The organism is Microbacterium sp. M1A1_1b (assembly GCF_053345565.1).
Genome location: NZ_JBKFAJ010000005.1, coordinates 265906 through 289357, shown reverse-complemented (window position 1 = coordinate 289357; position 23452 = coordinate 265906). Strand labels below are relative to the sequence as shown.

The window sequence follows — 23452 nt, the reverse complement described above, 5'->3', positions numbered from 1 at the left end:
GACGGGAGGCCCGGTGCCAGCTGGCACCGAGCCTCCCGTCCGCCCCGCGGTTGCGGCGCTAGCCCGCGGTCGCGACCGACGTGGACAGTGCGTTCCGGACCGAACCCCAGGCAGCCAGACGCTCGCGGGCCGCGTCGTCCCGCTCGTCCTGCAGTGCGGTGGCGTGCGCCTGCTCGAGCACCTCGTCGATCACGATGCGCTGCCCGGTGCGGGTCGAGGCGATCGCGGCCTCGACCATCGCCAGGCTCATGACGTTGCCGTGCACCTCACCGTCGGGCGTCGTGCCGGACCCGAGCGCGCGGACGAACGAGGCCAGTGCGCCCGCGATCTCGGTGCCGACGCTCGGGGCGGACCCGGGGGAGCCGGGTGTTCCGTCGAGGTCGCTCGTCGGGTCGTGGTCGCCGTCCCACAGTGCTGCGCCGTCCGCACCCGATGCGCGCCAGTCGCCGTTCCACGACGTCTCGGCACCCGGGGCGCACCACGAGCCGTCGTAGACGTAGCGGATGTCGTCCTCGAACGTGAACACCGCAGCGGCCGCCGCGTCGCCGCGGTACCAGGACCACGACGGGTTGTACGACTCGCAGTAGACCGACACCGGGTCGCGTTCGAGCAGGTACCGGGCGGAGTCGAACGGGTGGATCGCCATGTCGAGCAGCAGGACGTCGTCCATCTCCTCGCGGAAGCCGCCGAAGTGCGGGGCCTTCGCGAACCGGGTGCTCAGCGTGCCGATGGTGCCCAGGCCGCGCAGGTGCTGCCGGAACGCGACCAGGTGGTCGTTGTACCGACGGGACTGCGACACCATGAACAGCTGCCCGGTGGCCTCGGCTGCCGCGGCGAGCGACAGGGCCTCGGCGACGGTCTGCGCCGCGGGCTTCTCGCCGAGGACGGGCAGGCCGGCGTGCAGGGCCTCCATCGTGATCGGGTGGTGGGCGACCGGCACGGTGATGTCGAGCACCGCCTGGGCACCCGTCTCGGCAGCCAGTTCGGTCAGGCTCCGTCCGACGGGGATCGACGCGTCGCCGGCCAGTTCGGCACCGGCGCGGGCGACGTCGAGGTCCAGGTCGACGATGCCGACCAGTTCGACGTCCGGGTCGGCGGCGACGGTGCTGAGCCAGGCGCGGCCCATCCCGCCCGCGCCGACCTGGACCACCCGGAGCGTCATGCCTGGGCCCCCTCGGGGGCCGGGGCCGCCTGCTGCTCGTGCGCGTGCTCGTCGACCGACTCGACCGGGGCGTCGTCGAACGGGCCGCGGTAGTGCTGGCCGTCGAAGTACTCGCCCAGGTCGTACCGGCGGAGCGTGGGGATCTCGCGCTCGCGCTCGGGGCGGGCCCACTCGGTGGCGTTCGCGATCACGCGGCGGACGTCCTTGTGGTGGTACACGGGGAAGTCCTGGTCACCGGGCGAGAAGTAGAAGATCTTCCCCAGGCCGCGGCGGTAGGTCATGCCGCTCCGAAACACCTCGCCGCCGGTGAAGCCCGAGATGAAGACGAGCTCGTCGGGGGTCGGGACGTCGAAGTACTCGCCGTACATCTCCTGCTCGGGGATGACGATCGGGTTCGGGACGCCGCGGGTGATCGGGTGCTGCGGGTTGACGGTCCAGACGAGTTCCTGGTCGTGTTCGCTGCGCCAGCGGAGGGTGCACGTCGTGCCCATCAGCTTGCCGAAGATCTTCGACCAGTGGCCCGAGTGCAGGACGACCAGGCCCATGCCGGACAGCACGTGCTTGTGCACCCTGTCGACCACGGCGTCGTCGACGTCGGCGTGTGCCGCGTGGCCCCACCAGGTCAGGACGTCGGTGTTCGCCAGGACCTCGTCGGTCAGGCCGTGCTCGGGCTCCTGCATCGTCGCGGTGCGGACGACGGCCTCGGGCAGGTTCTCGCGGATGCCGTCCGCGATCGCGCCGTGCATGCCCTCGGGGTAGCGCTCGGCGACGTGCTGCTCGACCTGCTCATGGACGTTCTCGCCCCAGACGGTGATGCGCAGCGGGGTGGAGGTGGTGTCGCTCATGTCGTTCGGCTTTCTTCCCCCGCAGGGGTGTTCGGTGATGGGAGGTGCTGCTCGGCCGAACCGGTCACGTGACCGCGTCGCGTCACGTCGCCGTGCCGGGTCACTTGACCGCGCCGCCGAGGGCGCCGGCTGCGATGTACTTCTGCGCGAAGATCAGCAGGACGGCGGCGGGCAGTGACGCCAGGACCGAGGTCGCCATGACGGGCCCCCAGTCGGTGACGTTCGAGCCGATGTAGTTGTAGATGCCGAGGGTGATCGGACGGACCGCGGTCGTCGACGTCAGGGTCAGTGCGATGAGGAAGTCGCCCCAGGCACCCAGGAAGGTGAACAGCGCTGCGGTGACGATGGCGTTGCGGCTGATCGGCACGACGATCGACACGAACGCGCGGAAGTCGCTGGCGCCGTCGACCAGGGCTGCTTCGACCAGGCTCGGCGGGATCGACTCCATGAACGCGCGCATCAGCAGGATCGCGAAGGGCACCTGCACGGCGCTGTCGGCCAGGATCAGGCCGATGTAGCTGTTGAGCAGCCCGACGTTGTTGAACAGCGTGTACAGCGCGTTCGCGATGACGATCGCGGGGATCATCTGCGTGATGAGGAGCACCAGCATGAAGATCCCGGTGCCGCGCATCTTGAACCGTGCCAGCCCGTAGGCCGCCGGGGTCGCGATGACCAGCGTCAGCACCACGGTGCCGAGACCGATGATCATGCTGGTGACGAAGTTCTGCCCCTGCTGGGCGAACGCCGCCTGGTACCCGGCGAAGGTGGGGCTCCACGGGAACCACGTCGCGGTGGCCGCACCCGAGGTGGCCTGCAGGCTCGTGTTCACCATCCAGTAGACGGGGAACACCATGATCGCCAGGAACAGGCAGCCGAGGATCGTGAACGGGATGCCCTTGACGGTGCCGCGCGGGCGGGGGGCCTTGGCCGTCCGCTTCGTGGTGAGCGCACGGGTGGCGGTGACGGTCTGGTTCGCGATGCCGACGCTCATTCGTCGACCGCCTTCCGTGAGATGGCCAGGTAGATCATGGCGAAGACGAACGAGACGACGATGAGCACGTTGCTGACCGCGGCTCCGATGCCGAACTGGAAGTTGATGAACGACTGGTGGTAGGCGTTCGTGGCGAGGGTCTGCGTCGAGTTCGCCGGGCCGCCGCCGGTCAGGCCGAGGATGATGTCCACGACCTTCAGCGTGTAGACGACCCCCAGCACGATCACGACGCTGACCACGCTCCGGATGCTCGGCCAGGTGATGTGCCAGAAGGCCTTCCACCCGGTGGCACCGTCGAGGGACGCGGCTTCGTAGAGCTCGGGCGGCACGGACTGCAGCCCGCTGTACAGGATCGTCGTGTTGAACGGGATGCCGAGCCAGACGTTGACGCCGATGACGGCGATGAGCGCCAGGCTCGGGCTGACCAGCCACGGCACCGGGGCGATGCCGACGACGCCGAGCAGCTGGTTCAGGGCGCCGCTGTCCTGGTCGAGCAGCCACTTCCACACCGCGCTCGAGGCGATGAGGGGGAGCAGCCACGGCAGCAGGAGCAGGCCGCGCAGGAAGCCCGACAGCGGGAAGTGCCGCCGGAAGAACAGCGCCAGCGCGAGCCCGATGACGAACTGCAGGATGATCGAGCCGGCGGTGAACAGGGCGGTGTTCACGACGCTGGTGGTGAAGACCGCGCTCTGGAACACCTGGATGTAGTTGCCGAGGCCGACCCAGGGCGCTTCGCCCGTGAAGAAGGTCGCGGTCGTGTAGTCCTGGAAGGACATGATGATGTTCTTGACCACGGGGTAGCCGAAGAACACGAGCACGAAGATCGCCGCCGGCACCACGAAGAGCCATCGGGTCACGCCGGATCGGAACCGGGCACGTCGCTGTCCGGGTCGGGGTGTCACCACGGGCAGCGTCGTCCGTGGTCGTGTCTGTGTCGAGGCGCTCACGCCGGGGGTCCTTTCCTCCACGCGGGAGGGAGCCGGCCGGGTGGCCGGCTCCCCGGGTGCTACTGCTCTTGCGACTGCGCCTGCTTGAGCGCGTCCGCGGGGTCGGCCTTGCCGGTCAGGGCGAGCTGGACGGCGGTGTAGATCTTCGTCGCGGCCTTGGGCCAGTCTGGTCCGAGCTCACCGGTGCGAGCGCGGGCCGTCTTCACCGTGGTCACGAACGAGGCGACCTGCGGGTGGTCGGTCGCCCAGGCGGCGCCGATGCTCTCGTTGGTCGGCACGTTGCCGGTGGTCCCGGCGATGACCTTCTGCATCTTGGTGCTGTTCAGGCAGCCGACGAACTTGCCGGCGAGCGCCATCGTGTCCTTGTTGCCGGTCTGCGGGACGGTGAACGCCTCGCCACCCAGGGGCGCGACCGGGGCGTCGCCGGTGCGGGTCGGGATCGGGACGGAGTCGAACTCCAGGCTCTTCTTGGCGTTCAGGAGCGGCAGCTGCCACGGGCCGTTGATCATCATCGCGGCCTTGCCGGCCAGGAACTGGTTGTTGACGTCGGCCTGGGCCCAGTTGATCGAGCTCTTCGACATCGAGCCGTCGTCCTGCAGGCTCTTCACGAACTCGAGTGCCTGCGTGGCCTTCGTGGTGTCGATGTTCTTCTCGTTGCCACCGTTCGACCAGAAGAAGGGCAGGAACTGCCAGGTGCCCTCGTAGGTGTTGATGTTGCTCATCGCGAAGCCGTAGGTCGAACCGCTGGTGAGCTTCTTCGCCGCGGCCTGCAGCTCGTCCCACGTCTTGGGCGGGGTGATGCCGGCGTCGCTGAGCATCTTCTTGTTGTAGTAGAGCGCGATCGAGTTGGTGGCGGGCTGCAGGCCGTAGAGCTTGCCCTTGTAGGTGTTCGCCGCCTTGACGCCGGGGACGTCACCCGACGCGTCGAGCTTGTAGTCGCCGAGGTCGGACAGGGCACCGGAGGACGCGATCTGCTGCACGTCGGGGTTGTCGAGCATGAGCACGTCGGGCAGGGTCTTCGACGATGCCTGCTGCAGCACCTTGGCGATGAGGCCGGCACCGGCGACGTGGTTGATGGTCAGCTTCGCGCCGACGGTCGTGGCGCACTGCTTGTAGATCGGGTTGTAGTTGGCCGCGTAGTAGTCCTCGATGGTCAGGTTCTTCGAGCCGGAGCCCGACGATGCGGTGCCCGAACCGGAGCAGCCGGTCAGGACCAGCGGGATCGTGGCGACGACGGCGACGGCGCCGACGATCGCACGCATCCGGCGCGACGGGGAAGTGAACTTGTGCTTCATTGCAGAGCTCTTCTCTTGGGCGGGTCTTGGGGCAGACACGCGCCGACGAGGCCGTTCGACATCGTCGTCGCTGTGCTCTTGAGGCGAGAAGCTAACAGAAAAGCGCTTCACCTGTAAAGCGCTTTTCTGGATCGGTTCGTCGCTATGCTGAGCCCATGGCCACGATGCAGCAGGTCGCGGACCGTGCCGGTGTCTCGATCGCCACGGTGTCCTTCGTGGTGAACGGCACCAAGTACGTCACCCCGAAGACCACGGCGCGGGTCACCGCCGCGATGCGCGAGCTGAAGTTCCGCAACAACGTCGTCGCACGCGCCCTGGCCAGTCGGCGCACCCGCATCATCGCGCTGCTGTTCCCGACGACCGGCAACCGGTTCAGCCCGACCACGTCCGAGTTCTTCATGGCCGCAGCCGAGCGGGCGTCCGAGCGTGGCTACCACCTGGTGCTCTGGCCGGTCGACCCCGCCGGTGACGACCTGGACGACCTGGTGTCCGGTGGCCTGGTCGACGGCGTGATCCTGATGGAGGTGCGCATGGACGACCCCCGCGTCGCCGTCCTCACCGAGCTCGAGGTCCCCTTCACCCTGATCGGCCGCACCCGCGACAGCAGTGGGTTGCCCTACGTCGACATCGACTTCGAGACCACGATCGAGCAGGGCATCGACCACCTGGCCGGACTCGGGCACCGCCGCTTCGGGCTCGTGCTCGAGGACCTCGACGGCACACCGATGGCCGGCTACGCACCGCACCAGCGCGTGCAGGACACCTTCGCCCGCTCGATCGCCGACCACGGGTACGCCGGCTCGGTGGTCTACGCCGACCAGGGGAGCGAGGGCGGGCGCCGGGCAGCGCAGCACCTGCTCGAGGTCGACCCCGACGTCACTGCTGTGCTCATCATGAAGGACGACTCGACGGCCGGGTTGCTCGTCGGGCTGTACGCCGCCGGACGCCGCGTGCCCGAGGACGTGTCCGTGCTGAGCATCGCGTCGTCGTCCGCCACGGGCGACCAGCACCACCCGCGGCTCTCGACCATGAACTCACCCGGTCGCGAGCTCGGCATCCGTGCCGCCGACGCCCTGATCGACCAGCTCGACGGCACCTCGGTCGAGCTGCCGCACTTCCTGCTGCCCTGCGAGCTGCGCGAGGCCGAGTCGACGGCCGCCGCCCCCGCCTGACCCACAGACGGACAGGAGGCGCGGTGCCAGCTGGCACCGCGCCTCCTGTCGGTCGGTCGCGTCAGTTCGACCGTGTGGTCTTCGTGAACAGGTCGTCGAAGACCGTCTGGTCCTCGGTCGGCTGTTCGCCGAACTTCCACTTGCGGCGCAAGCGCCGGAACGTCGTGATGCGGACCGGTTCGATGCCCGGTTCGGTGTCGTAGTTGCTCATGGCAGCCCTCCGTCCTGATGTCGCCCCAGTTGTCCCCACCGGGTTCGACGCTACGGGCGGGGCGGGTGACGTGGGCCGATTTAGGTAGAAGAATTACCTGGTTGCGCTCCGTGGACAATCGTTCGGTGCGGTCGCCGCGGCACAATAATCTGCCTCAGAGGCCGGGGGCTCCGCCGTCGAGTGCGTCGATGACGCGGTCGATGATCCGGACGAACCGGGCCTTGTCGCGATCCGAGAAGGAGGACATCAGCTCGTGCAGGTGTTCGTTCGTGCTGTCCATCGCGGCGTGGTACTCCGCGCGGCTGGCGTCGGTCAGTTCGATGAGCCGGCTGCGTCCGTCGTCGGGGTTCGGCTTGCGTTGCAGGTGACCGGCGCGCTCGAGTCGATCGACGGCGTTCGTCACGGCAGGGCCGGTGATGCCGAGGTGCGAGGACAGGTCCTTCACGCGGACGGAGCGGCCGCCGGACTCGGCACGCGAGACGAACTGCACGACGCTCAGCTCGATGCCGGCGACGCCCATGTGGTCGCGCAGACGGTTCCGGAGCGACGCCATCGCAGCATCAAGGCGGGTGATCGCTGCATCCAGGTCGAGCTCGGCGTCACTGACGGGCACACGATCACCTCCTCCGGGTCGAGCGACCGGGCGACACGTCACACCGGGCACGCCCGACCAGCGTATCCAGATAGCGAGGACGTGCGCGTACATCGGATGTCGGTGCGCCGGAGCGCGGCGTGAGCGACCTCGACCTCGGTGGTTCGGGCGTTCCGGACCTGATCCGGTTCGAGGTGGCCGGGCGTGATCCCGAAGCAGCTGTCCGTGACCTGGCGGTCGTGGACGCGGGCAAGCAGTGGTCCGCGCGACGGACCGACGCTGCGTTCTCGTACCGGTACACGGCCGTGGGTGACAGTGAGGTGACGGTCCGTCGGTCCCGCGCGACCGGGTTCCTGCGCGGCGTGATCCGCCCCGCCGAGCACTACGTCGTGCAGTGGATCACGAGCGGGTCGGCCGCCGTCGACGTCGACGGGGAACGGATCGACCTGCGCCCGGACGAGCCCACGCTGTACCCGACCGATCAGGAGTTCGTCTTCGTGGCCACCGACCACGACCAGCGGCTGGTGTACCTGCACCGGGACCTGGTGCGCCGGGTGGCCGGGGAGCGCTCGGACCTCGGTGCGGGGCCGCTGCGGTTCGACCAGCCCCGATGCAGCGACGAGCTCGCTCGCAACCGGTGGCAGGACGCCCTCGGCGCGCTCTCCCGCGCGCTCCGCGACGGGGTCGAGTCGTCGACCTGGGCCGACGCGAAACGCAACGTGGTCGAGGCGTTCCTGGGGGTGTTCCCGCCGCACGTCGACGCACTGCCCGCGGCGCTGTCCCTGCCGAGGAACGCGCGAGTCCGGGTCATGGTCGAGCACGTGCACGCCCACGTCCGCGAGCCCGTGTCGGTCGCCGAGCTGTCCGCGGTGTCAGGCCTGAGCGTGCGGAGCGTGCAGGAGAGCTTCGCCCGGGTGCTCGGTGTCTCGCCGCTGACCTACGTGCGCGAGGTCCGGCTCGACCGGGTGCGCCAGGAGTTGCTCGAGCTCGACCCGCAGGACGTCACCGTGGGGGACGTCGCCCGGCGCTGGGGCTTCGCGCACCTGGGACGGTTCTCGGCCGTGTACCTCGACCGGTTCGGCGAGTACCCGAAGCAGACGCTCCGCCGCTGACGCGTGCGGCGCCCGGCGCATCGCGCGCCAGTGGCGCGTGCTGCGTGCCGGCCCGGGGGTCAGGCCGGACCGGGGGTCAGGCCGGAGCGGGGCCGGTGCTGCGTCGGACGCGCAGCTCGGTGGTCATCCGCACGTGGTCTGGACCGGGCTCGCCACGGAGCATCGCGAGCAGCATGTCGACCGCGGCGGCGCCGAGTTCGGCGAGCGGCTGGGCCACCGTGGTCAGGGGCGGCGTGGTGGTCGACGCCTGCGGGACGTCGTCGAAGCCGATGACGGACAGGTCCTCGGGAACCCGCAGACCCAGCAGCGCCGCGGCGTGCAGCACGCCGAACGCCGACGAGTCGTTCGCGGCGAACACCGCGGTCGGCCGGTCGGGGATCGTCAGCAGCTGGCGCGCGACCGCGGTGGCCTGGTCCTCCTGGTAGTCGCCGGCCCGCACCAGGTCCTCGTCCACGGGGATGCCGGCGGCGGCCAGGGCCTGCCGGTACCCGGCCTCGCGCAGCTGGGCGCTCGCCAGGTCGGCGCGGCCGTGGATGTGGGCGATCCGGGTGTGGCCCAGCGCGACCAGGTGCTCGACGGCGTCCCGGGCACCGCCGGCGTTGTCGGTGTCGACCGTGGCGTGTCCTTCGGGGCCGGTGTGCGGGTCGATCGCGACGACGGGGATCGACGAACTCGACAGCGCGGTGGTCGGTGTGACGACGATGGCGCCGTCGATGAGCGTGCCGGACAGGCGCGAGAGCGACCGGCGCTCCCACCCGGGTTGGCTGGCACCCGTGACGAGCCCGGCGTACGCCAGCAGCTCGTAGCCGGTGCCGGTCGCCGCCGTCGAGACGCCGCGCAGCAGCTCGGTCGAGAAGGGCTCGAACTCGGGGACCAGGATCCCGATCACGTTCGTCCGGGTGCTCCGCAGGCTGCGTGCGACCAGCGAGGTCTCGTAGCCCAGGCGTTCCACGACCTCCTGCACCCGCAGCATGGTGGCCGAGGCGACCCCGTCGCGGTTGTTGATCACCTTGGACACGGTCGGGATCGAGACCCCGGCCGCCCGCGCGACGTCGCCGATCGTGACCCGTCCGGGCCCCGGCTGCGCGCCCGCGGCGGTCTCCATGTGCTCACCGTACCGCCGGATCAGCCAGATCACGATGTCACGACGCCGTTTAGATAACGTTATCGATATCGATTGACAAGCGGCCCGAGCACCTGGCACGCTCTCCGCAGCGACACTCGATGTCGCGCTTGTCAACGACGACGACACCGAGGAGTTCCACGATGACGAGGAAGATCCGGGCCGCTGCAGCCATCGCGCTGATCGGGGCCACCGCACTCACCGCAGCGGGCTGTTCCGCCGGCGGCAACGCTGCGGACAGCAACGGGAAGGTCACGATGACCTTCTGGCACAACTCGACCACCGGGCCCGGCAAGGCCTTCTGGGCATCGACGGTCAAGGCGTTCGAGAAGGACAACCCGAACGTCACGATCAAGATCCAGGCCATCCAGAACGAGGACCTGGACGGCAAGCTGCAGACCGCGCTCAACTCCGGCTCCGCCCCCGACGTGTTCCTGCAGCGCGGCGGCGGCAAGATGGCCGCGATGGCCCAGGCCGGACAGCTCATGGACATCACCAGCTCGATCGGCACGAACGCCAAGTCCGAGGTCAGCGCCGGTGCCTTCAAGGGCTACGAGCTCGACGGCAAGACCTACGCGATGCCGGTCGACGTCAACCCCGAGGGCATCTGGTACAGCCAGGACCTGTTCAAGCAGGCCGGCATCCAGGGCACGCCCACCACGATGGACGAGCTGAACGCCGACATCGACAAGCTCAAGGCCGCGAACATCCAGCCGGTCGCCGTCGGCGCCAAGGACGCCTGGCCCGCGGCGCACTGGTACTACAACTTCGCACTGCGTGCCTGCAGCGAGAAGGTGCTCAACGGTGCCGCGAAGGACCTGAAGTTCACCGACAGCTGCTGGAAGACCGCGGGCGAGAACACCAAGGACTTCTTCGCCACGAAGCCCTTCAACGACGGCTACCTGACCACCGCTGCCCAGCAGGGTGCCGGCAGCTCGGCGGGCCTGGTCGCGAACCACAAGGCCGCGATGGAGCTCATGGGGGCGTGGGACCCGGGCGTGATCTCGTCGCTGACCCCGGACGGCAAGCCGCTGTCCGACCTCGGCTTCTTCCCCTTCCCGGAGGTCTCCGGCGGCAAGGGCGCGCCTGGTTCGATGATGGGCGCGGTCGACGGGTACTCGTGCTCGGCGAAGGCCCCGAAGAAGGAGTGCACGGCGTTCCTCAACTACATGACCGAGAAGCCCGTGCAAGAGGCGTACTACAAGGCGTTCAACGCGATCCCGGCCAACCAGTCCGCGCAGTCCGTCGTGACCGAGCCCTACCTGAAGACCGTGCTCGAGTCGTACAACAAGGCGCCGTTCGTGTCGAACTACCTCGACACCCTGTACGGGCAGAACGTCGGCAACGCGCTCAACACCAGCGTCGTGAACCTGCTCGCCGGCAAGGGTGACGTGTCCGACATCGTCAAGACGGTCAACCAGGCCGCGGCGAAGGGCTGACCCGACCCATGGCCACATCAGTCGCCCCCCGTCCGTCCCGCTCCGGTGAGCGGGACGGCACGGGGAAGGACCTGACCGGGGCCGACGGCACACCGCCGTCGGCCCCGGCCGGCCGGCCCCGCACGAAGCCGGTCGCCGACGTGCGCAAGCGGGTCGAGATCGCCCTGCTCGCCGGGCCCGCGACGATCATGTTCGTCGGGTTCGTCATCCTGCCGGTGGTGCTCGCCGCCTACTACGGCTTCTACAAGTGGCAGGGGTACGGCACCCCGACCGACTTCGTCGGCCTGGACAACTACAAGATCATCTTCACCGACCCCGACTTCCGGGGCGTCCTGGCGCACAACGCCTTCATCGTGATCGGGTCGCTGCTGGTGCAGGGGCCGATCGCGATCATCCTGGCGCTGCTGCTGAACCAGCGGATCAAGGGCCGCGGGCTGATCCGCGTGCTCATCTTCGTGCCGTACGTCATCTCCGAGGTGATCGTCGGCACCGGGTGGAGCCTGATGCTGTCGACCAGCGGCGCGGTCAACGACCTGCTGCAGGCCGTCGGGCTCGGCGCGTTCCGCAGCGACTGGCTGTCGAACCCCGACATCGCGATCTGGACGCTGCTGGCGATCATCTCGTGGAAGTACATCGGCTTCGCGGTCATCCTGTTCCTGGCCGGGCTGCAGAGCATCCCCGAGGAACTGTTCGAGGCCGCGCAACTCGACGGTGCCGGCTACTGGCAGATCCAGCGGCGCATCACCCTGCCGCTGCTCGGCCCGACGATCCGCATCTGGGCGTTCCTGTCGATCATCGGCTCGCTGCAGCTGTTCGACCTCGTCTACATCATCTGGGGCCAGTACATCGCCTCGACCGCCGGGACCTCGACGATGGCGACCTACATGGTCGCCAACGGCCGCAACTCGGGCAACTACGGGTACGGCAACGCCGTCGCCGTGGTGATCTTCCTCATCTCGCTGGTGATCGCACTCGTCTACCAGCGGTTCGTCCTGCGTCGCGACACCGCCGGCGCCCTCACGGAGAAGGCCACACGATGACCGCCACCGCATCGATCGTCGCCCCACGGCGCGGCCGGAACCGGCCGACCGACGGACCGGTCCGTCGCGAGCGGAACCTCGGCACGTACTTCATCGCGCTGCTGTTCATCGCGGTCTGTGTCGGCCCCGTCGCCTACATCGTCCTGGGCGGGTTCCGCACGAACGCGCAGATCACCGCGAGCCCCGCCGGTCTGCCGGCACCGTGGAACTTCCAGAACTACGCCGAGGTCCTGTCGAGCGGCGTGTTCTGGCAGGAGCTCGGCAACTCGCTGATCGCGGGCGTGACCACCACCGTCGGTGTTGTCGTGCTCGGGCTGATGGTCAGCTTCGTGCTCGCCCGCTACCGGTTCCGTGGCAGCGGTGCGCTCTACGCGCTGTTCGCCGCCGGCCTGATGTTCCCGATCACGGTCGCGATCACCCCGCTGTACCTGCTCGTCAAGGACCTCGGTCTGACGAACAGCCTGGCGGGCGTGATCCTGCCGCAGATCGCGTTCGGCCTGCCGACGACGGTCATCATCCTGGTGCCGTTCCTCAAGGCGATCCCCGACGAGCTCGAGGAAGCGGCGTCGATCGACGGCGCGAGCCGACTCGGGTTCTTCTTCCGGATGGTCGTGCCGCTGTCGCTCCCCGGCGTGGTCACGACCGGCATCCTGGCGTTCATCGGCAGCTGGAACAGCTACATCCTGCCGCTGTTCATCCTCAACGACGCGTCCGCCTACACGCTGCCGCTCGGGGTGCAGGCGTTCTCGTCGCAGTACTCGGTTGACACGGCCCGGGTGCTCGCGTTCACGTCGCTGTCGATGATCCCGGCGCTGGCGTTCTTCGCCGTGTTCCAGCGTCGCATCGTCGGTGGTCTGACCGGGGCGGTGAAGGGGTGAGCACGCTCGACCGCGACCTGGCCCGCCCCGCGTCCGCCACGTCGGTCGCCGTGACCGACGCCGGACCGCAGGCGCCTGGCGGGGCCGAGACGGGCCTCCCGTCCGACACGGGCACCGCACCGGACCGCGCCGGGGCGCTGCTGGCGGACATGACGCTCGAGGAGAAGACCGCGCAGCTGGTCGGCTACTGGCTCGACCAGAACGGTGTCGTCGCGCCGATGCAAGGCGAGATGGCGGCGGCGCAGGACGGCGCGACCCTGGCCGACATCACCCGGCACGGCATCGGCCAGTTCACCCGCGTGTACGGCACGCGCCCCGTCGAACCCGACGAGCGCGCGGCCTGGCTGTGGGCCGAGCAGCGCCGACTCAAGCGCGAGACCCGCCTGGGGATCCCCGCGCTCGTGCACGAGGAGTGCCTGACCGGCCTGGCCGCGTGGAAGGCCGCCACGTTCCCCACGCCGCTCGCCTGGGGTGCGGCGTTCGACCCCGAGCTGGTCGAACAGGTCGGGGCCGTCATCGGCCGGTCGATGCGCCAGCTCGGCGTCCACCAGGGTCTGGCGCCCGTGCTCGATGTGGTCCGCGACCCGCGTTGGGGGCGGGTCGACGAGTGCATCGGCGAGGACCCCTACCTGGTGGGCACCGTCGGCACCGCCTACGTCCGCGGCCTGCAGGGCTCCGGGGTCGACGCGACGCTGAAGCACTTCCTGGGGTACTCGGCGTCGCAGGCGGGGCGCAACCACGCACCCGTCCACGCCGGACCGCGCGAGATCGCCGACGTGTTCCTGTCGCCGTTCGAGATGGCCCTGGCCGACGGCGGCGCCCGGAGCGTCATGAACTCGTACGCCGAGATCGACGGCGTGCCCGTCGCGGCGAACGCCGACCTGCTGACCGGGGTGCTGCGTGACCGGCTCGGCTTCGACGGCACCGTCGTCGCCGACTACTTCTCGGTGGCGTTCCTCGAGGTGATGCACGGCATCGCGGCCGACCGGGGCCAGGCCGCCGCGATGGCGCTCGAGGCCGGCATCGACGTCGAGCTGCCGACCGGGGACGCCTACCTCGCGCCGCTGATCGAGCTCGTACGTGCCGGGGCCGTCGACGAGACGCTCGTCGACCGCGCCGTACTGCGGGTCCTGCAGCAGAAGGAACGCCTAGGCCTGCTCGACCCCGACGTGTTCGCGGACGACGCCCCGACCGGCATCGACCTGGACACCCCGGAGCACCAGGACCTGGCGCGCCGACTGGCGGCCGAGTCGCTCGTGCTGCTGTCGAACGACGGCACGCTGCCCCTGACGGGCGCCGGCCCCGCAGACGGACAAGGTCCGGGCGCCGGCCCGGCTGACGGACACCGTGTGGGCGCCGGAACGGTGCGCCCTGCTGGCTCGGTCGCGGTGATCGGCCCGAACGCCCACCGCGCCGAGGCCCTGCAGGGCTGCTACTCGTTCGCGAACCACGTGCTCGCGACCCACCCCGACCTGCCCCTCGGGTTCGCGATCCCGACCGTGCTCGACGCGCTGCGCGACACGCTCGGCGACGCCGTCTCCTCGGCGCTCGGCTGCACCGTCGAGGGCGATGACCGGTCCGGGTTCGCCGAAGCCGTCCAGCTCGCCGAGTCCGCCGAGGTCGCCGTCGTCGTGGTGGGGGACCAGGCCGGGCTGTTCGGCCGCGGCACCGTCGGCGAGGGCAACGACACCGAGTCGCTCGAACTGCCGGGCGTGCAGCGCGAGCTGGTCGAGGCCGTCGTCGCCACCGGCACCCCGACCGTGGTGGTGCTGCTGACCGGCCGCCCGTACGTGCTCGGCTGGGCGCTCGACGCGCCGACCCGTCCCGCTGCCGTCGTGCAGGCGTTCTTCCCCGGCGAGGGCGGAGGGCTGGCGATCGCCGACCTGCTCACCGGTGCCGCGTCACCGTCGGGCCGGCTGCCCGTCTCGTTGCCCCGGTCCGCCGGTGCGCAGCCGTACACGTACCTGCACCCGAGGCTCGGTGGCCCGTCAGACGTCACCGCGACCGACTCCACCCCGGTGCGGCCGTTCGGCTTCGGCCTGAGCTACACCTCGTTCGCGTACGAGGACCTGACCGTCGACGACACCGTCGCCTCGGACGGCACGTTCAGCGCGAGCGTCACCGTGCGGAACACCGGTGCGCGGGACGGGGCGGACATCGTGCAGCTGTACGGGCACGACGTCGCGGCGAGCATCACCCGTCCGGTCGCGCAGCTGCTCGGGTACGCCCGGGTCGCGGTGGCCGCGGGGGAGTCCGTCCGGATGCGGTTCCGCGTGCCGGTGCAGCGCTTCGCGTTCACCGACCGGCGGATGCGCAAGGTCGTCGAGCCCGGAGACGTGCAGGTGTGGGTCGCGTCCCACGCGGCGGCGTCGCGGCCGCAAGGCCCGGTCGAGTCCGGCGGCATCGTCGCGGTCCCCGGTGGCGCGGCTGCCGAGCCCGTGCCCGGCTCCGCCACGGAGCGTGCGACCGTGCGGGTGACCGGCCCCGTGCACGAGGTCGGCGTCGCCGACCCCCGGCTGGTCACCTGGACGGTGGACTGAGCCACGCTGCGGACGGGAGGCCCGGTGCCAGCTGGCACCGGGCCTCCCGTCCGTTTGGTGGTCCGGCCTGGCCAGCACGGTCGCGGTGCCGTATCCTGGATGTGGTTAATCGATTAAGCAGTGTCGTTCGACGACACGGCGAACCCGGCGATCGACCACGTCCCCCAGCAACGACGCTCGGAAGGAACAGCTCATGCACATCGGGTCCAACTCCAGGCCACGGCGGATCGTCGCCGCGGCACTCGGGGCTCTCGCTCTCGTCACCGGGAGCCTCTTCGCCACGACGGTCGGGGTGGGCAGTGCCGCTGCCGCCACCACCGGCCCCTGCGACACCTACGCCGGCGCCGGCACCTCGTGTGTCGCCGCGTACAGCTCCACGCGGGCGCTGTACTCCACGTACAACGGCCCGCTCTACCAGGTGCAGCGCGCCTCGGACGGGGCGACCACCAACGTCGGCCTGCTCGCCGCAGGCGGGTACGCCAACGCCCAGACGCAGGACACGTTCTGCGCGGGCACCACGTGCACGATCCCGAAGATCTACGACCAGTCGTCGAACCACAACGACCTGACGGTCGCGGGTGCCGGGGACGCGGGGCCGGCGAACCACGCCGCCGACGCCGGGGCGCTGCCGGTCACCGTCGCCGGACACAAGGCGTACGGCATCTCCATGCCGCAGCAGGTGGCCTACCGGATCTCGAGCACCGTCGCCAAGGGCACGGCCCGCGGCGCCAGCCCGGAGTCGATGTACGAGGTCGCCAGCGGCACGAACGTGAACCACGGCTGCTGTTCGGACTTCGGCAACGTCGAGACGCAGTCGAAGGACACCGGCAAGGGGCACATGGACGCCCTGAACCTGTCGATGCTCAACGGCACGGGCAGCGCCGGACGCGGCCCGTGGGTGCAGGCGGACCTGGAGAACGGCGTCTACGAGGGCAAGACGGCGATCAACACCGCCAACACCGGCAACACCTCGAAGTTCGTCACCGCGCTGCTGAAGAACGACGGCGTCGCGAACTTCGCACTGAAGGGCGGCAACGCGCAGTCCGGCTCGCTGTCGAAGTGGTACGAGGGGGCGCTGCCGACCGACAAGGACGGCGACGGCCAGGGCTACACACCGATGAAGCTCGAGGGCTCGATCGTGCTCGGCGCCGGCGGGGACAACTCGAACCGCGGCACCCAGTCGTTCTTCGAGGGCGTCATGACCGCCGGGTACTCCACCGACGCTGCCGACAACGCCGTGCAGGCGAACGTCGTCGCGCAGAACTACCAGGGCGTCTCGACCGGCGGTGGCCCGGGCGCCGCGATCACCGGCCCCGGCGGCAAGTGCGTCGACGTCGCCGGTGACGACACCGGCGGTAACACCGCGGTCGTGCAGCTGTACGACTGCAAGGCGCTGGCCGCCGACCAGCACTGGCTCGGCAACGTGTACGGTACGCACACCCTCAGCACGCTCGGGCGCTGCCTGGACGTCAACGGCAACGGCACCGCGAACGGCACGCACGTCGAGCTCTACGACTGCAACGGTGCCGGTGGGCAGCAGTGGATCGTGCAGCCGGACGGGTCGATCAAGAACCCGCAGTCCGGCCGCTGCCTGGACGACCCGTCGGGCAACACCGCCAACGGCACGGCGCTGCAGCTCTACGACTGCAACGGCAACCAGGCCCAGAAGTTCGTGGCCGCCGTCCCGATCAAGACGATCGGAGCGAAGTGCGTCGACGTCGCCGGCAACGACCTGCAGCAGAACGGCCAGCAGGTCCAGGTGTACGACTGCCAGACGCTGGTGACCGACGAGCAGACGACCGACCAGCAGTGGGCCTACAACGCCGCCGACCACACGATCCGGACGCTCGGGCGCTGCCTGGACATCGACGGCAACGGCACCGCGAACGGCTCGCACCTTGAGCTGTACACGTGCAACGGCATCGGCGGCCAGCAGTGGGTCCCGCAGGCGAACGGCTCCGTGCTGAACCCGCAGTCCGGCCGGTGCCTCGACGTGCCGTCGGGCAACACCGCCAACACGACGCCGCTGCAGCTCTACGACTGCAACGGGCAGGCGCCGCAGGTGTTCAGCTTCAACTGAGCCACGCTGCGGACAGGAGGCCCGGTGCCAGCTGGTGCCGGGCCTCCTGTCCGTCCGTGGGCGCGTTTCGCGCCACATCAGTACCACCAGTCTGGTGCCACCGGAGGAAGCTGGACCGGTGCAAGCGAACATCAGCGCGGTGACGGTGGAGGGTCGAGCCCAGGACCGCGACGCCGACCTCGACCATCTGCAGCGGTTCGAGGCGTCCCAGTGAGATCGCGGAGGTGCACCAACGCCCTGGACGCACATCGAGTCCGGCACCGACGGAGCGTGCTCCCGCATCTACGATTCCAGAGTGGCTCCCATCCTCCGCGACGTCCACGTGTGGCCCCCGATCGGCTTCCCCGGCCAGAAGTGGGACGTCTCGGAGCAACTCGGCATCGTCGACTACCCCGTCGACGAGATGGATGCGCTCCTGCGCGGGTCACGGAAGGTGTCCGAGCTCCTGAGCGAAGCACTCGAGGCGCGGCGGATCGTCGTGCCGCGGTCCTCGATCCAGTTGATGCCAGCGGGGCTCTCGGACACCAAGGACCTGCACGTCCAAGTCCTGAACTGGATGAACGACGGCGACGATCTCGCTCGGGTCTTCGTCCCCGAGGGATTCCACAACCTGAGCGCATCGGTGCGCGACCAGCTCACGCTGCGGATGTGGGAGGAGACCCTGCGCTTCTTCGCCGAACGGCGCGGATGGGACCCTTCTGCGGTGTCCGAAGCCGTGGATGCGGTAGGACGCACTGACTGCACGAGGGAGTGGGTGGGGCCCAGCAAGTGGAATCCCGGGCGGTCGATGCAGATGCGTCTCGTGGGCTCCATCCACGACGACGGGTTCCTCCGTCTGCAGGTGGAGACGGAGGACCGGAGGGGAGCGACACGTCGGTCCGAACCGGTCATCGGTGGCACGACGCGCCCCGGCTTCCAACGAGCAGCCCGAGCGGCCCGTTGGTCCTCGCCAACCACAGTGCGGGTCTCGGTCCTGCCGTCTGCGCTGACGGGAGGTGCCTCGGTCTTCGAGGTCGAAACCACGACCGGGCAACTCGTCGGCGGTGACGACAGCGTCCGTGTCATCCCGATCACGCCGACGGGCCCGGCATCCCCCGTCGGTTTCCGCCTGACGCTCGAGCGCCACGATGCAGTCTCCGTTCGGTGGGGCGGAAGCGGCCCGATGAACAACGTGCCGCACGCGTACAGCGTGGAGATGGATCGCCTCGGCGACGTCATCCGATCGCCGCGCTGGCTGACGTGGTGGGCGCAGGCCGAGGTCGACGAGGTCACGGGGTACGTCGACCACGAACCCGCGACCTCGACACCAGTGGTCCAGTTCCAGCGCCGCAAGCTGATGCTCATCGTGCGCCGTCCGACAGCGTCGATCCCGACGGTCGACGCAGAGGCATCAGCGCTGGCACGAGCAGACCTCGACGCCGCGATCCACAGAGTTGCGGTCCGGAGATCGTTGAACTCGCCTCCACCCCTCGACTGATCCGCGCTGCAGACCGTCCGGCACCCGACCGATCAACGAACGCGGGCTGGCACGCTGCCGCATCTCTCCGTTCCCTCAGCCACCGGCTGATGCATACGCTGAAGCCATGACTGACCGCGATGATCCGGCCCGCGCCACCACGAAGACGTGGACGACGACCTACCGCATGCCCATCGCGATCGTCAGTGGCGTTCTGGGCATGCTGTGCTTCTGGGCGTTGTTCGACGGCAGCCCGGCCGAGAAGTGGGTCGGCGGAGTGGGGCTGGTCGTTCTCATCGTGTGGGTGTTCGTCTTCCAAGCCTTCTACCGTCGCGGCTACTGATCGCACGGCCACCCGAGCGGAGGGTGCGTTCGAGCTCTCGATGGCGAGCTGCGGGGTCAGGGACATTCCTGCAGCGACCTTCGCGAGTGCTTCGACGGCCTCGGTTGCGAGACCGGTCCCTCGGTGTTCGCCGAGCAGTGCGGAGAACAGCTCGACCGCATCTCCGCGAAGTGCAGCCCCGCAGGTACCGGCGCGCTCGCTGTGGGCCGTGGTGATGACCCATCGGAACGACCGTCCTTCTCGAGCGCGGCCGACGAAGGCCCGACACCGTTCGCGCGCTGCTGGCTCGTCGATCGACGGAGGGTAGAACGTCCACCGAGTGACTTCCGCATCTCTGCTGAGGGAGTACTCGACGGGCCAGTCGCCCTCGGTGAGCGCGAGCAACCGTCCGCCGGTCCTCGGCAGCTCGACGCGGTCGGGCCAGTCATCTCCCACGTCGTCACCGTACCGCTGGCGGTCGGAACCTCAGGGACGGCGACTCCTTCCGAAGCGGCCGTCATCCGGACCGGGGGAGTGATGCTTTCCCGTGCTCGTGGCCTTGCGGTCCGTCAGTGTCTGACACTGCTGGTGAGGGGGAGTGCCGCTGGCATACTGAGACGATGACGATGGCTCAGCACGTCATCGGGCGTGCGCGGGAGATCGCGATCCTGCGGGGTGCCGTCCACGACGCGGCGGCCGGCGGTTCCGCGTTCGTGATCGACGGCGAAGCGGGCATCGGCAAGTCGTCGCTGGTTGCCGACGTGCTCGCATACGCGGACAGCCGCGGCCTGCGGGCACTCACGACCGCCGGCACCCTGGCGGAGTCGGCGGAACCGTACGCCGCGCTCCACATGCTGCTGTACCCGTTGCGCGGTGGCATCGCGAACCTGCCGTCCCCGCAGCGACGCGCGCTCGATGTCGCGTTCGGGGTCGTCGTGGGAGTCCAGCCGTCGCCGCTCCTGGCCGGTCTCGCCGCGCTGACCCTGCTGTCGGACGCCGCGGCCGAACGGCCCGTCCTTGTCGTCGCCGAGGACCTGCACTGGATGGATGCACCGTCCGAGTGGGCGCTCCGCATGATGGCCCGTCGTGTCGGTGAGGACCCGGTCGTCATCGTCATGACCACGCGGAACACCGACGTGGTGGACACCCCGGGGATCCGGCGCCTGCACCTCGATCCGCTCGACCAGTCCGCTGCCGACGACCTGCTCGACGGCGTCCCCGGTGCGCCCACGGGTCAGGCGCGACACGACCTCGTGCACCGCGCCGAGGGCAACCCGCTGGCGCTGCACGAGCTGGGGCGGTCGGCAGCAGCAGCGGCCGACCGGACACGGCAACGACCCGTCGTCGGACGGGTCGAACAGGAGTTCGCGGACCGGTACGCGGAGCTGGACCAACCGACCCGGTTGGCGATCCTGGCCGTGGCGCTGTCCGGCGGCACCAGCGCCGAGGAGGCCGCCAGGGTCGCCGCCCGCGCCGTCGGCAAGTTCCCGACGCCGACCTGGACCGAGCAGGCCTCGGCGGCCTCGCTGCTGGAGTGGGTCCTCCCGCGTGCGATCCGGTTCCGGCACCCACTCGTGCAGTCGGCGGTCCTGATGGTGGCGTCGCCGCCGGAGCGCACCGCGGTCCTCCGGTCGCTCGTCCTCGAGCACCGAGACGATCCGGCCCGGACCATCTGGTGGCGTGCGGAACTCGCTTCCGGTCACGACGACGGCCTGGCCGACGAGATCGCCGCGCTCGGCGACGAACGGACCGCGATGTCCGACACCTTCGTCGCCAGCAGGGCGTACGAGCGGGCCGCCGAGCTGACGTCGGACGTGGCCCGACGCGTCGAGCGGCGCATCGTCGCTGCGGAACTCGCAGGTCTGTCGGGGAGGACCTCCGACGCGGCACTGGTGGTGCAGCAGGCGCGCGACGAAGCGCCCGCCGGACTGCTCGCAGCCCGCGCTGCATGGGTCGCCGAAACCCTGCCCACCGGGCGGACCGGCCTGGCCGTGGGTGACCTCGGGCCAGCGCTCCATGCGGTCGCCGAGATGCAGGCGGCGGGCGGGGTCGAACACGCCACCGCTGCCCTGCTGCACCTGGCCGCGATCGCCTGGGACCACACCGCCGAGGCGGATCCGGGCGACCCGATGCTCGTCGTCGTCGAAGCCCTCGCGCTGCCCGAGGACGATCCACGGTCGATCCTGCTGGCGGCCCGGACCGAGCCGGTTGTCCGCGGCGACGAGATCCTGGACCGCGCGCTGGCCGCGGCTCCCGCAGCGCAGGACGAAGCGTCGGCGTGGCTCATCGGGTACGCGCTCAACCTGGTCGGCGAGATCGACACGGCACGCGTCCTGCTCGACCGGGCTCTGGCGAGCATGGCGGCGCGGGGTGAGCTTCGGACCTTCCCGCAGGCGCTCATGGGGACGTCCATGACCACGTACCTGGCCGGGGACGTCGCCCGGGCGCGCGTGCTTGCGGAACAGGCGGCATCGCTCGGACGCGACCTCGGCGACGCCGGGTTCTCCGCCGCGGTACGGTGCGCACTCGCGTGGTTCGATGCCCTCGAAGGGGTACTGCCGGACCCCGAGCGGATCGCCGGCGGGACCGAGGTGGGCGCGCAGGTGCTCCGCTCGAGCGCCATGCGCGCAACGCTCCTGGGCGCGACCGGATTGGCGCACCTGGTCTCCGGCCGCGCAGCGGACGCCCTTGAACCCCTGCGACGCCTCTTCGACCCCGACGACGATGCGTTCAACCCGACCTTCGCCGTGCTGACCTCCCACGACCACGTCGACGCAGCGTTGGAGTCTGGCAACCGAGCGGACGCCGAGCGGCGGTTGGCGGAACTGGAGCGCCTGCACGACCGGTGGCACGCCCCCTTGGTCCACACGGCCCTCCAGTACGCCCGCACCGCGCTCCTGCCGGACGCCGACCTCGATTCGGCGTGGGCGGACCTGCAGCACACTCGTTGGCCGGTCCCGTACCTGCAGGCCCGCGCGCTTCTCCGACTCGGACGCCGTCTGCGGCGTGCGGGCCGGAACGCCACCGCCCGAGCCGCCCTGCATGCAGCCCTCGACCTGTTCGAGGCGATGCCCGCACCGGCCTGGGAGGAGCGCACGCGGGACGCGATCCGTGCCACGGGTGAACGCTTGCCCCTGACGGGTCAACGCAGCATCGAGCTACTCACCCCGCAGGAGCTCAGGGTCTGCACGCTCGCCGCGCAGGGCATGACCAACCGGGCGATCGGTGAGCACCTCTTCGTGTCACCCCGGACGGTGGGCGCGCACCTGTACGCGGCGTTCCAGAAGCTCGGGATCTCGACCCGGCAGCAGCTGCCGGCGGTCCTCGCGACGACGCCGGCCGATGCGCCTTCCTCCCGTGACTAAGTCACCCAACGACCGATCTCGGTCATCGCGACCGATGTGCACCGCCCGGGCCCGCCCCTAACGTCACGGACGGAAGCAGACGCTCCCACACCGACGCAGGTCCACGCCACCGGCTGCGGACCAGGAAGGGCCGCACCGTGACCGGATCGCCCACCGTCGTCCTTGTCCACGGAGCCTTCGCCGACGCCGCCAGCTGGGCGCCCGTCACCAGGCTCCTGCTCGACCAGGGACACGCAGTCCTGGTCCCGCCCGTGTTCAACCGCAGCCTGGCCGGCGACGCCGCCTACATCAGGTCGTTCGTCGAGCAGATCGACGGCCCGGTCCTGCTCGCCGGGCACTCCTACGGCGGTGCCATCATCACCGTCGCGGGGGTCGCGGACAACGTCGTGGGCCTGGTCTTCGTCGCCGCCTACGCACTCGAGGAAGGCGAGAGCCTCGGCGCTCTGCAGGGCGGGTTCCCCGACAGCGACCTCGCCGCGAACCTGGTCTACGCGCCGTACCCCGTCGAGGGTGCCGAGCCCGGTACCGACGTCTCCGTGGCCATCGACGCGTTCCCCGCCGTCTTCGCCGGTGGCCTCGATCTCGACACGGCAACGGTCCTCGCCGTCTCGCAACGTCCGCTGTCCGCGGCCGCGTTCGGCGAGCCCGCGTCCGTTGCCGCCTGGAAGACCAGGCCGTCCTGGGGCATCGTCTCCAGCGCCGACCACACCATCAACCCCGACGTCGAGCGCTTTGGCTACCAGCGCGCCGGTGTCCGCAGGGTGCTCGAGATCGACGGACCGCACCTGGTCATGCAGACGCACCCCGCCGAGGTCGCGGCGTTCATCACCGACGCCGTCGCCGAACTCGGCTGACCTCCCACCGCCCCCACACCCGACGAAG

Annotated in this window: 19 protein-coding genes and 1 pseudogene; 11 read left to right on the top strand and 9 right to left on the bottom strand. The window is 70.0% G+C overall.

What is annotated here, in order from left to right; all coding sequences use genetic code 11:
- Window positions 1–58 precede the first annotated feature (58 nt).
- From ACLBWP_RS13740 to ACLBWP_RS13720, 5 genes are all read right to left on the bottom strand, one after another.
- Complete coding sequence (locus tag ACLBWP_RS13740) at window positions 59–1162, bottom strand: Gfo/Idh/MocA family protein (RefSeq protein WP_447655581.1); 1104 nt, start codon at window positions 1160–1162, stop codon at window positions 59–61.
- Window positions 1159–2007 carry a ThuA domain-containing protein gene (locus ACLBWP_RS13735; protein ID WP_447655580.1) on the bottom strand — a complete coding sequence of 283 codons (849 nt, stop codon included), beginning with the start codon at window positions 2005–2007 and terminating at the stop codon, window positions 1159–1161. Before ACLBWP_RS13735 ends, ACLBWP_RS13740 begins: the two co-directional genes overlap by 4 nt.
- 100 nt (window positions 2008–2107) lie before the next feature.
- On the bottom strand, window positions 2108–2998 hold the full coding sequence (locus ACLBWP_RS13730) for a carbohydrate ABC transporter permease (RefSeq protein WP_243564165.1): 891 nt from the start codon (window positions 2996–2998) through the stop codon (window positions 2108–2110).
- Window positions 2995–3900 (bottom strand): carbohydrate ABC transporter permease, encoded by a 906-nt coding sequence (locus ACLBWP_RS13725; protein ID WP_447655637.1) that lies wholly within the window; start codon window positions 3898–3900, stop codon window positions 2995–2997. The genes ACLBWP_RS13730 and ACLBWP_RS13725 overlap by 4 nt, the downstream gene beginning before the upstream one ends.
- A gap of 104 nt (window positions 3901–4004) precedes the next feature.
- Complete coding sequence (locus ACLBWP_RS13720; RefSeq protein ID WP_447655579.1) at window positions 4005–5240, bottom strand: sugar ABC transporter substrate-binding protein; 1236 nt, start codon at window positions 5238–5240, stop codon at window positions 4005–4007.
- Window positions 5241–5395: 155 nt separating this feature from the next.
- Between ACLBWP_RS13720 and ACLBWP_RS13715 the strand changes: the two genes are divergently transcribed.
- Window positions 5396–6412: a LacI family DNA-binding transcriptional regulator gene (locus tag ACLBWP_RS13715; RefSeq protein ID WP_447655578.1), complete on the top strand. Its 1017-nt coding sequence runs from the start codon at window positions 5396–5398 to the stop codon at window positions 6410–6412.
- Window positions 6413–6473: 61 nt separating this feature from the next.
- On the opposite strand, the gene ACLBWP_RS13710 is transcribed toward ACLBWP_RS13715, so the two are convergent.
- Both ACLBWP_RS13710 and ACLBWP_RS13705 read right to left on the bottom strand, forming a co-directional pair.
- Complete coding sequence (locus tag ACLBWP_RS13710; RefSeq protein WP_447655577.1) at window positions 6474–6623, bottom strand: hypothetical protein; 150 nt, start codon at window positions 6621–6623, stop codon at window positions 6474–6476.
- Between the two features lie 154 nt (window positions 6624–6777).
- Window positions 6778–7236: a MarR family winged helix-turn-helix transcriptional regulator gene (locus ACLBWP_RS13705; RefSeq protein WP_447655576.1), complete on the bottom strand. Its 459-nt coding sequence runs from the start codon at window positions 7234–7236 to the stop codon at window positions 6778–6780.
- Window positions 7237–7355: 119 nt separating this feature from the next.
- Here ACLBWP_RS13705 and ACLBWP_RS13700 point away from each other — a divergent pair, with 119 nt between their 5' ends.
- Complete coding sequence (locus ACLBWP_RS13700) at window positions 7356–8327, top strand: AraC family transcriptional regulator (RefSeq protein WP_447655575.1); 972 nt, start codon at window positions 7356–7358, stop codon at window positions 8325–8327.
- Window positions 8328–8403: 76 nt separating this feature from the next.
- Here ACLBWP_RS13700 and ACLBWP_RS13695 read toward each other — a convergent pair whose 3' ends face one another.
- Window positions 8404–9432, bottom strand: coding sequence for a LacI family DNA-binding transcriptional regulator (locus ACLBWP_RS13695; protein ID WP_447655574.1), 1029 nt, complete (start codon window positions 9430–9432; stop codon window positions 8404–8406).
- 161 nt (window positions 9433–9593) lie between these two features.
- Here ACLBWP_RS13695 and ACLBWP_RS13690 point away from each other — a divergent pair, with 161 nt between their 5' ends.
- From ACLBWP_RS13690 to ACLBWP_RS13660, 7 genes are all read left to right on the top strand, one after another.
- Window positions 9594–10889 carry an ABC transporter substrate-binding protein gene (locus ACLBWP_RS13690; RefSeq protein WP_243561042.1) on the top strand — a complete coding sequence of 432 codons (1296 nt, stop codon included), beginning with the start codon at window positions 9594–9596 and terminating at the stop codon, window positions 10887–10889.
- Between the two features lie 8 nt (window positions 10890–10897).
- On the top strand, window positions 10898–11929 hold the full coding sequence (locus tag ACLBWP_RS13685) for a carbohydrate ABC transporter permease (protein ID WP_447655573.1): 1032 nt from the start codon (window positions 10898–10900) through the stop codon (window positions 11927–11929).
- Window positions 11926–12807 carry a carbohydrate ABC transporter permease gene (locus ACLBWP_RS13680; protein ID WP_243561040.1) on the top strand — a complete coding sequence of 294 codons (882 nt, stop codon included), beginning with the start codon at window positions 11926–11928 and terminating at the stop codon, window positions 12805–12807. The genes ACLBWP_RS13685 and ACLBWP_RS13680 overlap by 4 nt, the downstream gene beginning before the upstream one ends.
- A gap of 149 nt (window positions 12808–12956) precedes the next feature.
- The gene (locus ACLBWP_RS13675) at window positions 12957–15347 is read left to right on the top strand and encodes a beta-xylosidase/alpha-l-arabinosidase (protein ID WP_447655636.1); all 2391 of its coding nucleotides are present in this window, start codon (window positions 12957–12959) and stop codon (window positions 15345–15347) included.
- 193 nt (window positions 15348–15540) lie between these two features.
- On the top strand, window positions 15541–17427 hold the full coding sequence (locus tag ACLBWP_RS13670) for an arabinofuranosidase catalytic domain-containing protein (RefSeq protein WP_447655572.1): 1887 nt from the start codon (window positions 15541–15543) through the stop codon (window positions 17425–17427).
- A 295-nt stretch (window positions 17428–17722) separates the two neighbouring features.
- Complete coding sequence (locus ACLBWP_RS13665; RefSeq protein WP_447655571.1) at window positions 17723–18904, top strand: hypothetical protein; 1182 nt, start codon at window positions 17723–17725, stop codon at window positions 18902–18904.
- Window positions 18905–19010: 106 nt separating this feature from the next.
- Complete coding sequence (locus ACLBWP_RS13660; RefSeq protein ID WP_447655638.1) at window positions 19011–19226, top strand: hypothetical protein; 216 nt, start codon at window positions 19011–19013, stop codon at window positions 19224–19226.
- A gap of 12 nt (window positions 19227–19238) precedes the next feature.
- Here the strand turns inward: ACLBWP_RS13660 and ACLBWP_RS13655 are convergent.
- Window positions 19239–19661: pseudogene (locus ACLBWP_RS13655) on the bottom strand (GNAT family N-acetyltransferase); the annotation flags it as partial.
- Window positions 19662–19825: 164 nt separating this feature from the next.
- Between ACLBWP_RS13655 and ACLBWP_RS13650 the strand changes: the two are divergent.
- Window positions 19826–22570, top strand: a complete 2745-nt coding sequence (locus ACLBWP_RS13650) for an AAA family ATPase (protein ID WP_447655570.1) — start codon at window positions 19826–19828, stop codon at window positions 22568–22570.
- 137 nt (window positions 22571–22707) lie between these two features.
- On the top strand, window positions 22708–23424 hold the full coding sequence (locus tag ACLBWP_RS13645; protein ID WP_447655569.1) for an alpha/beta fold hydrolase: 717 nt from the start codon (window positions 22708–22710) through the stop codon (window positions 23422–23424).
- Window positions 23425–23452 lie beyond the last annotated feature (28 nt).